12 protein-coding genes are annotated in these 12,761 nt (G+C 37.1%); 8 read left to right on the top strand and 4 right to left on the bottom strand.

Translation table 11 applies throughout. The annotated features are described in order from the left end of the window. Positions 1-20: 20 nt before the first annotated feature. The 3 genes from O1Q79_RS09110 (at position 21) to O1Q79_RS09100 (ending at position 3,193) form a co-directional block, all read left to right on the top strand. Complete coding sequence (locus O1Q79_RS09110; protein WP_386691894.1) at positions 21-449, top strand: F0F1 ATP synthase subunit epsilon; 429 nt, start codon at positions 21-23, stop codon at positions 447-449. Between the two features lie 263 nt (positions 450-712). Then, the gene (locus O1Q79_RS09105; protein WP_386691892.1) at positions 713-1,192 is read left to right on the top strand and encodes a heme exporter protein CcmD; all 480 of its coding nucleotides are present in this window, start codon (positions 713-715) and stop codon (positions 1,190-1,192) included. Between the two features lie 9 nt (positions 1,193-1,201). Continuing rightward, positions 1,202-3,193 (top strand): TonB-dependent receptor plug domain-containing protein, encoded by a 1,992-nt coding sequence (locus tag O1Q79_RS09100; protein WP_386691890.1) that lies wholly within the window; start codon positions 1,202-1,204, stop codon positions 3,191-3,193. A gap of 79 nt (positions 3,194-3,272) precedes the next feature. On the opposite strand, the gene O1Q79_RS09095 is transcribed toward O1Q79_RS09100, so the two are convergent. Further along, entirely contained in the window at positions 3,273-3,686 is a 414-nt protein-coding gene (locus O1Q79_RS09095) for a heme-binding protein (RefSeq protein ID WP_386691888.1), read from the bottom strand. 174 nt (positions 3,687-3,860) lie between these two features. On the opposite strand from O1Q79_RS09095, the gene O1Q79_RS09090 reads away from it, so the two are divergent. The 5 genes from O1Q79_RS09090 to O1Q79_RS09070 all read left to right on the top strand — a co-directional run bounded on the left by O1Q79_RS09090 (position 3,861) and on the right by O1Q79_RS09070 (position 8,765). Then, positions 3,861-4,439 carry an NAD(P)H-dependent oxidoreductase gene (locus tag O1Q79_RS09090; protein WP_386691887.1) on the top strand — a complete coding sequence of 193 codons (579 nt, stop codon included), beginning with the start codon at positions 3,861-3,863 and terminating at the stop codon, positions 4,437-4,439. Positions 4,440-4,572: 133 nt separating this feature from the next. Then, a complete protein-coding gene (locus O1Q79_RS09085; protein ID WP_386691886.1) occupies positions 4,573-5,475 on the top strand; it encodes a DMT family transporter in 903 nt (300 codons plus the stop codon). Between the two features lie 132 nt (positions 5,476-5,607). Next, a complete protein-coding gene (gene hslV, locus O1Q79_RS09080) occupies positions 5,608-6,129 on the top strand; it encodes an ATP-dependent protease subunit HslV (RefSeq protein WP_386691884.1) in 522 nt (173 codons plus the stop codon). A 13-nt stretch (positions 6,130-6,142) separates the two neighbouring features. Beyond that, positions 6,143-7,465: an HslU--HslV peptidase ATPase subunit gene (gene hslU, locus O1Q79_RS09075; RefSeq protein WP_386691882.1), complete on the top strand. Its 1,323-nt coding sequence runs from the start codon at positions 6,143-6,145 to the stop codon at positions 7,463-7,465. Between the two features lie 85 nt (positions 7,466-7,550). Continuing rightward, a complete protein-coding gene (locus O1Q79_RS09070; protein ID WP_386691880.1) occupies positions 7,551-8,765 on the top strand; it encodes an aromatic amino acid transporter in 1,215 nt (404 codons plus the stop codon). A 47-nt stretch (positions 8,766-8,812) separates the two neighbouring features. On the opposite strand, the gene O1Q79_RS09065 is transcribed toward O1Q79_RS09070, so the two are convergent. The 3 genes from O1Q79_RS09065 to selA are packed head-to-tail and all read right to left on the bottom strand — an operon-like array spanning position 8,813 to position 12,740. Further along, positions 8,813-9,454, bottom strand: a complete 642-nt coding sequence (locus O1Q79_RS09065) for a hypothetical protein (protein ID WP_386691878.1) — start codon at positions 9,452-9,454, stop codon at positions 8,813-8,815. 50 nt (positions 9,455-9,504) lie between these two features. After that, positions 9,505-11,361: a selenocysteine-specific translation elongation factor gene (gene selB, locus O1Q79_RS09060; protein ID WP_386691876.1), complete on the bottom strand. Its 1,857-nt coding sequence runs from the start codon at positions 11,359-11,361 to the stop codon at positions 9,505-9,507. Beyond that, positions 11,358-12,740: an L-seryl-tRNA(Sec) selenium transferase gene (gene selA, locus O1Q79_RS09055; protein WP_386691873.1), complete on the bottom strand. Its 1,383-nt coding sequence runs from the start codon at positions 12,738-12,740 to the stop codon at positions 11,358-11,360. The genes selB and selA overlap by 4 nt, the downstream gene beginning before the upstream one ends. Between the last annotated feature and the right edge of the window lie 21 nt (positions 12,741-12,761).

The following is a 12,761-nucleotide window of genomic DNA, read 5'->3' as shown; positions in this document are numbered from 1 at the left end:
CCAGATTGAAGGAGATCAAAATGGCAACATTTAACTTAATTATCGTGAGTGCGGAGAAAAAAATCTTCGAAGGTGCGGTAAAAAGCGTTCAAGCAAGTGGGATTGAGGGGGAATTAGGGATTTTAGCCAATCACACCCCTTTAATGACAGCGATTAAACCAGGGATTGTAAAATTCACCCTTGAAAATGATAACGAAGATGTTATCTATGTGTCAGGGGGATTTTTAGAAGTCCAACCTAATATTGTTACTGTGTTAGCGGATGTGGCTATTCGTGGTGATGAGTTAGACCAAGATCGCATTTTGAATGCAAAACGCAAAGCAGAAGAAAATATTATAGCGAAATCTGGTGATGCTAACCATCAATTAATGGTAGCTAAACTTTCACAAGAACTTGCTAAACTTCGTGCTTACGAATTAACGGAAAGCTTAGTGAAAAAAAGCCGTTAAGATAAATTAAAATATAAACTAATCTGCATCCCAACAGTTGGATATAATCCCGACTAATTGAGGTGCAGATTTTTTATTTGTTCTGACAATATTCCTATGGATAATAGCTATGCTAATCTAGCAATAGAAAGTTATTTACCCTTAATATTCAATTTGTATGTATTTTTTAGTAACATTTTTGTAAAAAAATAGTGTAAATCATTCAATTATCTTTTTTATCGTTATATAATTGTTTATACTTTGATTATTTGTGAAGGAAAATCATGCAAAAATTACAGATTATTGCCAAAGGAATGCTAATTATTTTGCTGTTATTGAGCCTAATATCCATGGTAATTTCTGCAATTTGTTTGTCTTTTGGCATTGGCAATCTATTATTTTTTGCTCGACTTCATCAAATCATCGGCTTGTGCTTTGTCGTTTTATTGATTATTCATGTTATTCACCGCCGTCGCAAAGCGTTGAAACAAATTGCACAATTAACCGATGTTTGCTTTAAACAAAAATATCCATCTTATTGTAATTTAGATCGGCTATTAATGACTTTTGAGCATATTACGGTAACAGAATTAGCTGAAAAATTGCATCTTCCGTTAACTTTTTTACTCTCTGAATTACATCAAGGTCGGGTGAAGATTACCGACCCGAATAAAACGTTCAGAGAAAATCTAAAAGGCAATGATGAACGCTTATTTTCTGCGATCACCATTGCTTTAAAATTACGTTTTAACCCTAACCAATAAGGAATTACCATGAAAAAATCGTTAATTTGCACGGCAATTGCCGTAGCTTGTTGCTCCGCAACCAGCTACGCTGAAGTATTTACTCTTGGTCAAATTGATGTGGTCGAAAACGGTGCAGATATTAGCACGGTATCGGTTAACCAAGATCAACTTCGTCAAAATCAAATTTCCAATGTGGCTCAAGTAGCCAAAATGTCTCCAGGTGTATCTTTTGAACGTGGTGGTGCAAGGGGTGAACAAAATATCCGTGTGCGTGGTTTTAATGCATTGCGTGTTCCCGTGTTTATTGATGGCATCCCTGTTTATGTGCCTTATGACGGCAATATGGATTTGGGCCGTTTTACCACCTTTGATTTAGCCGAAATCAATATTTCCAAAGGGGCAAGTTCAGTATTATACGGTGCCAACACCATGGGCGGAGCGGTTAACTTAGTCACTCGTAAACCCACTAAAGCCCTTGAAGGCGTGATTGGTTATGGTTATCAAACGGGTCGTAATAGCCACACAGCAGTGAATCAACCTTATTTTAGTTTAGGTACCAAACAAGAAAAATTCTATGCCCAAGTAAGTGGTAGCTTTGTCGAACGTCAAGGTGTACAACTTTCTCGTGATTTCCAAGCAACGAAATATGAAAATGGCGGACGAGCAGATAATTCATCAAGTCGTGATCGTAAATTAAGTTTGCGTGTGGGTTACACCCCAAATGCCACTGATGAATATGCCATTTCCTATTCCAACCAAGATGCGAGAAAACAACAGCCGTTTTATACGGGCAACGGTACCCCAAGATTCTGGCGTTGGCCTGCGTGGGATAAAGAAAGTCTCTATTTCTTATCGCATACGGCATTTGCAGATGGTCAATATTATCTCAATACCAAATTATTCCACGATACTTTCAACAATGATTTATCGGTGTATGATGATGAAACCTTTAGTACGCAAGACAAAAATAGCTCATTTAACAGCCATTATCGTGATTATTCCTACGGTGCAGGTTTAGAGTTTGGAGCCAATACCAGCGAAAATAATACGCTAAAATTATCCGCACTTTACAAATTTGATGTACATCGCGAGCATAATGATGGCGAACCTGTAGCTCGTAATGAAGATCGAACTTACAGTGTTGGCTTAGAAGATACCTATCGTTTCACCGATACCACTAAAGCTATTGTGGGCGTCAGCTATGACTATAAAGATGCGGTAAAAGCTCAAAATTATCAGGCTCTGTATAAAGTCAACAAGAAAAGCGTTTATGGGATTTATCATTTCGATACTAGCTCACAACACGCCTTCAATTATCAAGCCAAAGTGGTGCATAACTTTACTCAAAATGACGAGTTAAGCCTAAGTTATGCCCATAAAAGCCATTTGCCAACCATGAAAGAGCGTTATTCTCGTAGTTTAAGTAAAAATCGCTTACCGAATCCATTCTTAAAACCAGAGATTGCTGATCATATTGAAATCGGTTATTTCCACACCTTTAACGATATGTTTAAAGTAGAAGGGGCGTTATTTTATAGCCATGTTAAAGATGCCATCAATGAAGTCGCCATCAATGATGCGACCGCTGAAGTGCAAAACCAAAATGTGGATAAAGCCATTTATAAAGGGGTTGAATTAGGTGTCACCGCTTTTGTCACCAAAGACTTCACTTTGGGTGCAAATTACACTTACACTAAAGCGAAAAACGGCGATTCCAGCATTAAAGTAACGGATTTACCACGCCATAAATTCTTTGCTTATGCCGATTGGAAAGTGACGCCTGAATTATCTATTTATTTAAGTCAAACAGCTGAATCTGGACGTTATGCGTTGGTGAATAAAAAATACGAAACCCTATCAGGGTTTGGTACCACTGATGCTAAAATCAGTTACACCTTTAAACAAGGCTTAAGTCTTGATGTGGGCGTATCTAATATCTTCGATAAGAACTACTATCTCACCGATGGTTATGCTGAAGAAGGAAGAGTTTATTTTGCCAATGTGAAATATTCGTTCTAGTAAAAACGTAAACATTTTTAACCGCACTTTTGTTAAACACCAAAGTGCGGTTAATTTTTCAAAATTTATTCATTTTTCGTTAAGCTTGAAATAAACCAGCAAGGGTTTCTGCGGTTTGGTTATCAATATCACCACTCGCCCCACTCACGCCAACTGCTCCAATAATTTTATCTTCTATTAACAAAGGAATTCCGCCCTGTAATGGTAAAATATTAGGTGTCGCCAGCATGGCAGGTGCACCATTATTCACAAAATCTTCAAATAATTTTGACGGGGCTTTTAAATAGGCGGCGGTACGCGCTTTGCCGATAGCCACATCAATGGTCACTAAGGATGCGTTATCCATACGCGCAAAAGCAAGCAAATGCCCAGATCGATCTACCACAGCAATCGATAAATTTAAGCCTTGTTGAGTAGCAATCTGGATACCTTGTGCAATTAAATGATTAGCTTGTGTAAGGCTAATATCAGATTGAATTGATAAAGTCGTCATAATCATTCCTTTTTGAAATAAAACATAAATTTGCTCAATTGTACACAATGAAAAAAAATAATGTCAGCAAAATATTGCAAGAAAAAAGGAATAACTTCAATAGGTAAGATAAATTGTATAATTCAATTCTGCTTACTTATAATATTTTATATTGAATTATTAGGAGATTAAACCATGAATATTTTACTTTTAGACGGCGGAAAAGCCTTTGCACATAGTCAAGGTGAATTAAATCATACCTTGCATCACATTGCAGTTGAAACCTTGCAACAGCTCGGACATAAAATTGATGAAACACTGATTGATAACGGCTATGATACAGAAAAAGAAGTCGCTAAATTTTTATGGGCGGATGTGGTGATTTGGCAGATGCCCGGTTGGTGGATGGGTGAGCCGTGGACCGTGAAAAAATATATTGATGAAGTGTTCACCGCGGGTTATGGCAAACTTAATGCCAGTGACGGCAGACACCGCGTGAATCCGACCGAAGGTTATGGTACGGGAGGCTTGTTACATGGTAAAAAATATATGCTTTCTTTAACATGGAATGCACCGATTGAAGCCTTTACTCGTCCAAATGATTTTTTTGAAGGTAAAGGGGTAGATACTGTCTATTTTCATTTTCATAAAGCCAATCAATTTTTGGCCATGCAACCCTTACCGACTTTTATTTGTAATGATGTGATGAAAAATCCGAATGTAGAGAAGTTTATTGCAGATTATAAAATACATTTAACTAATATTTTTGGTTAAATAGACATAACCGCACTTTGAGAAAGAGTATAAAGTGCGGTTAATTTTTATTGATAATTATAAATTAATATATTTGCTAAAATTTCACCGCACTTTTGTGTAAAATAACTTAAAACACATAATAGGAATATTTATGCGGCACTATTTTTCCAATATCAAACAGTCCCTACCTTTATTACCCTTTTTAATACTTCCTCCACTCTTTTGGGCTGGCAATTTTGCTGTGGGTCGAGCGGTAAGAGCAGATATTCCGCCTTATACGCTCTCTTTTGGGCGTTGGATTATTGCGTTGCTTGTATTGTTACCTTTTGTGTTAGCGACAATGAAACGTGATTGGCAGCAATATCGCCAACATTGGGGCAGGATTATTACGGTGTCTATTTTTGGGGTGGCGGTATTTAATACACTTGTCTATAAAGGTTTACATAGTACAACGACTACCAATGCAATTTTATTAAATTCTTGTATTCCAGTGTTAATCATGCTGATTGGTGTTTTGTTTTATCATCAAAAAATTAAGGTTACACAAGCTATAGGATTGGCTATTTCACTTTTCGGCGTGTTGGTCATTGTGTTACAAGGGCAATGGGCGAATTTTGTGGCGTTATCTTTTAATCCCGGTGATATTATCGTGTTTATGGCGATGATCTGCTGGGCGATTTATACACTGTTAATGAAAGATATTCCCGCTAATATTGATCGCAAGGGATTAATGGGTGTACAAATTATTATTGCGTTAATTTCCCTTTTTCCGTTATTTTTATGGGAACAATTACAAGGCACCCAAGCTATTATATGGAATAGTTCAACTTTGTTGGGATTAGCTTATGTGGGTGTATTTCCGTCGGTGATTGCTTATATTTTGTATAACGTGGCGATTCAAAAAGTCGGTCCGGTGATTTCGGGGTTATCCATTCATTTAATGCCCGTATTCGGTGTATTATTGTCGGTATCATTACTGGGTGAGTCTTTTCATTTGTATCATTTGTGTGGAATTGGATTGATTGGGTTAGGGTTAGTTTTTTCACAAAAATGACTTATATTTATCATCTAATGACGTATAGTGCATTTTCCAAGTAGGGAAAATGCGCGTTTTTATGAGAATTTACCTTGAAATTAACTATCCAGCCCTCATTTACTGTTTAAATTTTGATAAAAAGGATTAAAAATGACAACGATAGTATGTGTACGTAAAGACGGTAAAGTCGCTATTGGTGGTGATGGTCAAGCAACACTTGGAAATTGTGTCGAAAAAGGCACTGTGCGTAAGGTTCGCCGTTTGTATAAAGATAAAGTGGTTACAGGTTTTGCCGGTTCAACGGCGGATGCGTTTATTTTACGGGATTTATTTGAGAAGAAATTAGAATTGCATCAAGGGCATTTGGTAAAAAGTGCGGTGGAATTGGCTAAAGAATGGCGAACAGAACGTGCTTTACGCCGTTTGGAAGCGATGATGATTGTAGCTAACGAAAGCGATTTTTTATTGGTGTCAGGCAGTGGCGATGTGATTGAGCCTGAATTTGATGTGTTGGCGATTGGATCGGGTGGTAATTATGCAAAATCCGCAGCATTAGCATTACTTCGTACTGATAGCAATTTGACTGCAGCGGAGATTGTTAAACAAGCCTTAATCATTGCTGGTGATATTGATATTTATACTAATCATAATCACGTTATTGAAGAATTATAAGGAATAAAAATTTATGTCTATGACACCCCGTGAAATTGTTTCAGAATTAGATGCACATATTATTGGACAAAGTGATGCCAAACGTGCCGTGGCGATTGCCTTACGTAATCGCTGGAGACGGATGCAATTATCCGAAGAATTGCGTCAAGAAGTGACGCCTAAAAATATTTTGATGATTGGACCGACTGGTGTGGGTAAAACTGAAATTGCTCGTCGATTAGCAAAACTTGCTAACGCCCCGTTTATTAAAGTAGAAGCTACTAAATTTACTGAAGTGGGGTATGTTGGGAAGGAAGTGGATTCGATTATCCGTGATTTAACCGATGTTTCCATGAAATTGGTACGCCAACAAGCAGTGGAAAAAAATCGAATGAAAGCGCAGGATGCAGCGGAAGATCGTATTTTAGATGTGTTATTACCGCCGGCTAAAGATCAGTGGGGCAATGCAGAAGAAAGTAATAATGAAGCTACTCGCCAAGTATTCCGTAAAAAATTGCGTGAAGGACAATTAGATCAGCGAGAAATTGAAATTGATGTATCTCATCCGGTTAGCGTAGAAATCATGACACCACCGGGTATGGAAGAAATGACATCGCAACTGCAATCCATATTTGAAGGTATGTCACCAAGTAAAACCAAGAAACGCAAAATGAAAATCAAAGACGCGTTAAAAGTAATGATTGATGAAGAAGCGGCCAAGTTGGTGAATCCAGAAGATTTAAAACAGCAAGCTATAGAATCTGTCGAGCAACATGGTATCGTCTTTATCGATGAAATTGACAAAATCTGTAAAAAAGGGGAATACAGTGGTGGTGATGTCTCTCGTGAAGGGGTACAGCGTGACTTGTTACCAATTATTGAGGGTTCAACAGTTAATACTAAACATGGTATGGTAAAAACTGACCATATTTTATTTATCTGTTCCGGTGCCTTCCAAGTGGCTCGTCCATCGGATTTACTTCCTGAATTACAAGGTCGTTTGCCGATTCGTGTAGAATTAAGATCACTCACTAAAGAAGATTTTGAACGTATTCTCACTGAACCCAATGCATCATTAACACTTCAATATCGTGAATTAATGAAAACCGAAGGGGTAGAAATTGAATTTACTCAAGATGGTATCAGCAAAATCGCTGAATCCGCTTTTCGTGTGAATGAAAAAACCGAAAATATTGGCGCAAGACGGTTACATACCGTGTTAGAGCGTTTAATGGATGGTATTTCGTTTGATGCAAGTGAACGTTCAGGAGAAAAAATTACGATTGATGAAAATTATGTTTCTACAGCATTAAACGATGTGGTAGATAACGAAGATTTGAGTCGATTTATTTTATAATTTATTTTTATATTGAGGGCGTTGTTTACAACGCCCTTTTGTTATGTTAAAAATCGCATAACAAAATTTAAAAAGGATAAATACCATGAATAGAATATTAGGAAGTACTTTACTTGTGTCCGGCACAATGATTGGTGCGGGAATGTTAGCTATGCCACTGACGGCAGCCGGTATAGGTTTTACCTTTACCTTTGTATTATTAGGCGTTTTATGGCTTTTGCTCACTTATAGTGCGTTATTATTTGTTGAAATTTATCAAACCGCTGAGCATGATGCGGGTATAGGCACGCTCGCTGCACAATATTTTGGCAAGACTGGTAGAGTTATTTCAACGACCATTTTAATGGTCTTTCTGTATGCTTTATTAGCTGCTTATGTGACGGGTGGAGGAAATATTCTTGCATCAACCATTCCACAAATAAGCGATGCAGAAACCACATCTAAAATTTCTATTGTTATTTTCACCGCACTTTTTGGGGCTTTTATTATTATAGGTACCAAAAGTGTTGATGTGATCAACCGCTTACTCTTTTATATTATGGTGGCGGCGTTAGTTTTTGTATTGATTTTAATGTTTCCTAAAATTAGTATAGATAATCTCATGGCAATGCCAATTGATAATGCTTTATTAATTTCCGCCAGTCCGGTATTTTTTACTGCATTTGGTTTTCACGGTTCAATTCCTAGTTTAAATGCTTATTTAGGTGGTAACGTTAAAGCGTTACGAATTTCGATTCTTACAGGATCTTTTATAACGCTGGTTATTTATATTTTATGGCAACTTTCAACTCATGGCGTATTAAGTCAATCTTTGTTCTTGGATATTTTACAACAAGATCCAACCTTAAATGGATTAGTAACCGCGACTCGAGAAATAACCGGAAGTGATGCCATTAGCAGCACTGTAAAAATATTCTCCGCATTGGCATTAATCACCTCTTTCCTTGGGGTCTCTTTGGGTTTGTTTGATTGTATAAACGATTTATTAAAACGAACATTTAATCGATCTGCAGGACGGATGACGCTCGGTGTATTGACATTCTTACCACCGATGTTATTTGCATTATTTTACCCTAAAGGCTTTATTTTAGCACTGAGTTATGCCGGTCAAATGTTTGCTTTTTATGCGGTGGTATTACCCGCTGCATTAGCTTGGAAAGCGCGCCAAAAACATCCCAACTTGCCTTATCGAGTAAGTGGTGGAAATGCGTTATTAGTAGTTGTTTCTGTTTTAGGGATTGTGATTGTTTCTATTCCATTTTTAATTCAGGCTGGATTATTGCCTAAAGTTGTGGGATAAAAAGTAATAATAAAAGAATTAGTTATTAATCTTTAAAGATAACGATGTCAATTACTAAGTAAATATTTAATTAACGCTTTATTTGGTTGTTCTTGCAATGATAAGTAAGTGTTATAGAAGCATCTTTTGCCAAGATAACCGATTAAGGTGTTAACCTTGATGGGAATAAAAGCAGAGCCGTGTTTATCGTCTAAATCAGGTTTATTATTTATTTTTATACTATTGAAAATATCAATAATATTATGGCGAATAAATTCGGCTAGATCAGATTTCTTAACGATTAGAACATAGTCTGGCATATTGGATAGAAGAATATCTAATTGACTATTGTAAAATAATATAATTAGAGCATCTAAATAGTTATTAATATAGATTTTACCTTTTTTCTTTACTTCACAATGGTATTTTTGTTCAAAATTTTGGTGTAAATGTAATGTGGGATCATATTGATACTTAATATGTGTATTTTTATCAATTCTTGGAAAAAATGCAGAGATAATATCTAATCTAAAATCCCCATATTTAGCGAAATTTTGTGAATACTGAACATCAATTTTGATACCTTGTTGGGTTTGAATATCAACAGCGGTTTTATCGGTTCGATTATTTCTATAGCAAGATATGCCACAATCTAGCAAAATGCGATAAGCAAGCTTTTCTGTAAATTCGACTTTTTTATCTGCATACATAATACTACTCCTTCAAATAATGAATAAACTAAAAAAGAGGATAGATATTGTTAATTAAACAGCTCTCCATCTCGCAAAATATGTACGTTGCCTTTACGTCTTAATAATCCACAACGATCAAAATATTCAATTAATTGCACAGTGAGTTTGCGTCCAAATTGGAGTTCATCTCGTAATTGATTGACGCAAATATCCCCTTGTTTTGCAATTAATTGCTTGATGACTTTGGCGTGGGCATATAGGTTTTCGGTTAAGAAAAAACGATCCTTGATAATCGGGGTTAAATAGCCTAATTTCCCCGCTTTATAACAAAAATTTCGCATTTGGTTTTCATCAATGGATAAGGAATTTGCCATATCTCTCACCCACAACGGTTGCCCATTTTGTTGCACAAATTCGTCTAGCACCAATTTCCATAAGGCTTGTTCTTCTGCGTTAAACTCAATTTTATGTTCAGGAAAATGCAACCAGCCACGGGTTTGTTGTAATTTTCCTTGAGCCAATAATTCATCTATAAAATGGTAGATCAATTTTTCAGGCTGATTAAGTGTGGCAATGCGGTATAAACGAGCTTTGCCTAAGCCGACTTGATCGGAATGTTGTTGATGATAATTGGAAAGTGTGGTCAAAATTTGCTGATTTTTTTCTGCTTGATAATCTTGATTAAAACACCATTGCTGAAAACGTACAGCGTGATTTTGTTGCAAAATGGTGGCTAAGTCCGCTTCATTTAACTGTTCAATCCATAATAAATAAGACACTTCAACGGCTGTTTGTTGTAAATATAGTGCAATACGGTCATTGATATTTTCTGCTTGTTGCAAATTCTGTAAGAATTTTAACCGCACTTCACTGCGTTTATGGCGTTTGGGGGAGTTAATTTCGATGACTTTTGCTCCAGCAATTAATTGCTTATTATCGCCACTGCGTAAAATTAATTTATCCGCAAAGCTCAAAAATAGCGGTTTATCTAAGATAATTTCTGCTAAGGCTTGTGTTTGTGGGGGTAACGTTTTTGTTGTGAGCAAAGACAATTTACCAACAGTATGATTAGTCGCATGATAAAGATGTATCGCTTGGTTTTCTGCTAAAGGTATTTCTGGATTAAGCTGAACGGTAATGCGATCTGTGGCAAATTGTGCTGGTTGATTAAATAACCAGTCTCCCCGTTGAATTGAGCTACGCTCAATATCAGTATGAATATTTAATGCTAACCGTTGTCCTGCCAACCCTTGTTTACTCGGTTGATTTTGGGCATGAATATTTTTCACGCGGACTCTTTCGCCGTTAGATAAAAACAATTCATCATCAATGTTTACCTTACCACTAAATGCTGTGCCAGTAACCACAGTGCCAGCTCCCTTTACACTAAAAATACGGTCGATAGCGTAGCGGAAAGGTTTATTGGGGTCAGCTAAATTTGGCAGTGTAGTTAAATAATCACGTAATTCGGCGATGCCTTGTTGGGTAGTCGCAGATGTAACGAAAATTGGACTATCGGCTAAAAAGGGGTAATTAGCTTTGATTGTGTGTTTAAGTGCATCGATCTGGCTTGAACTCGCTTTATCAGATTTGGTTAAGACAATCAGAATTTTATTGAGTTGCAACTGACGTAAAATGGCTAAATGTTCCACTGTTTGAGCTTGAATCCCGTCATCAATGGCAATAATCAGCATGGCATAATGAATTCCCCCCAAGCCAGCCAACATATTCGGCAAAAATTTTTCGTGACCGGGAACATCAATAAATCCAAGTGTTTTATCACCTAAGGGCAAATAAGCATAACCCAAATCAATGGTCATTCCACGTTTTTTTTCTTCGGGTAAATGAGCAGTATTTGTGCCAGTTAATGCCTGCAACAAGGCGGTTTTGCCATGGTCAACGTGACCAGAAGTAACAATAATCATAAGGCTTGTAAACTCTCTAACAGGTGATCGACATTTGCTAATGAACGTATATCCAACCAAATTTTATCTTGTTCCATTCTGGCAATTATTGGCGTTGGTAGTTGTTTTAGCCGTTGTAAAAGTGCGGTTAATTTTCCGTTAGTTTGGTTTGCTATGGTGACTGCAACCGATGGAATTTTGGCTAACGGTTGTGAACCACTACCAATTTGTGCATAACTTGCTTCGATTTGCAGGGAAAATTCGGGTAAATGTTGCGATAATTGTTCTTTCACTCGTTCCGCTTTTTCATTTAATTGTGCTATGGATTGAGTGAGTAAGCGTAAGGTTGGCAAGGTTTCGATTAATTTTTCAGGTTGTAGATACAGGCGTAAGGTGGCTTCTAAGCCAGCTAGAATCACTTTATCACAACGTAGAACGCGTTTAAGTGGGTGTGCTTGTAATTGATCAATAAGAGATTTCTTACCCACAATAATACCAGCTTGCACACCGCCGAGCAGTTTGTCCCCAGAAAAAGAAATTAAGTCCACGCCTTGTGCCAATTTTTCCTGTACTGTTGGTTCTTTTGGTAAGCCGTACTGCGTTAAATCAATTAATGCTCCAGAGCCAAGATCGCTAATCACAGGAATATTAAATTGCTTACCTAATTCGGTAAGTTTATGTTCTTCAACTGAATGGGTAAAACCACAAATTTGATAATTACTGTTATGTACTTTCATCAGAAAAGCAGTATTCTCGTTGATTGCGTTTTGATAATCTTTTAAATGCGTACGATTAGTGGTGCCGACTTCTACCAGTTTACATCCCGCTTGAGCCATAATATCAGGAATCCGAAATGCACCGCCAATCTCAATCAGTTCTCCACGAGAAATAATCACTTCTTTGCCTTGTGTAAAGGTGGCAAGCATTAACAATACTGCAGCTGCATTATTATTCACGACACAAGCCGCTTCCGCTCCCGTAAGTTGATTAAGTAATTCACTAATATAATGATCTCGATGACTACGTTTTCCTATCTCTAAATCATATTCCAATGCCACATTACCTGCCATAGCATTTACAGCGGCTTGTTGAGCGGTTTCAGACCACAATGCACGCCCTAAATTCGTGTGTAACACGGTGCCTGTTAGGTTATGCACTGATTTAATTTGTACTTGGTTTTGTTGAATTAATTGATGACGAATTTCCGTAATTGTATGGTCAATATCGTTGAAATAATTGGGAAGTTGCTGTGTTTCTTTGATTTGCTCTCGAGCCAGTTGCAAAATCTGACGAATCATATTGACGACCGCCGTATGTCCAAATTGATCCACTAGCAATTCACCCTGTGGTGTTTTGAGTAATTTATCTACTGATGGTAATTGTTGAAAAAGTGCGGTCATTTTGTGTCCTGTTTTGTTGAA

It is taken from the genome of Lonepinella sp. MS14434, assembly GCF_042468235.1.
GTDB lineage: Bacteria > Pseudomonadota > Gammaproteobacteria > Enterobacterales > Pasteurellaceae > Lonepinella.
Note: the sequence above shows the minus strand (reverse complement) of the source record. Positions and strands in the feature narration are given on the sequence as shown.

What these genes read in the sequence shown, in the direction of transcription:
- O1Q79_RS09090 (WP_386691887.1), top strand. Translation starts at nt 3,861, where the DNA reads ATGAATATTTTACTTTTAGACGGCGGAAAAGCCTTTGCACATAGTCAA.
- O1Q79_RS09085 (WP_386691886.1), top strand. Translation starts at nt 4,573, where the DNA reads ATGCGGCACTATTTTTCCAATATCAAACAGTCCCTACCTTTATTACCC.
- O1Q79_RS09100 (WP_386691890.1), top strand. Translation starts at nt 1,202, where the DNA reads ATGAAAAAATCGTTAATTTGCACGGCAATTGCCGTAGCTTGTTGCTCC.
- O1Q79_RS09095 (WP_386691888.1), bottom strand. Translation starts at nt 3,686, where the DNA reads ATGACGACTTTATCAATTCAATCTGATATTAGCCTTACACAAGCTAAT.
- O1Q79_RS09110 (WP_386691894.1), top strand. Translation starts at nt 21, where the DNA reads ATGGCAACATTTAACTTAATTATCGTGAGTGCGGAGAAAAAAATCTTC.
- O1Q79_RS09070 (WP_386691880.1), top strand. Translation starts at nt 7,551, where the DNA reads ATGAATAGAATATTAGGAAGTACTTTACTTGTGTCCGGCACAATGATT.
- hslV (WP_386691884.1), top strand. Translation starts at nt 5,608, where the DNA reads ATGACAACGATAGTATGTGTACGTAAAGACGGTAAAGTCGCTATTGGT.
- O1Q79_RS09105 (WP_386691892.1), top strand. Translation starts at nt 713, where the DNA reads ATGCAAAAATTACAGATTATTGCCAAAGGAATGCTAATTATTTTGCTG.
- selB (WP_386691876.1), bottom strand. Translation starts at nt 11,361, where the DNA reads ATGATTATTGTTACTTCTGGTCACGTTGACCATGGCAAAACCGCCTTG.
- selA (WP_386691873.1), bottom strand. Translation starts at nt 12,740, where the DNA reads ATGACCGCACTTTTTCAACAATTACCATCAGTAGATAAATTACTCAAA.
- hslU (WP_386691882.1), top strand. Translation starts at nt 6,143, where the DNA reads ATGTCTATGACACCCCGTGAAATTGTTTCAGAATTAGATGCACATATT.
- O1Q79_RS09065 (WP_386691878.1), bottom strand. Translation starts at nt 9,454, where the DNA reads ATGTATGCAGATAAAAAAGTCGAATTTACAGAAAAGCTTGCTTATCGC.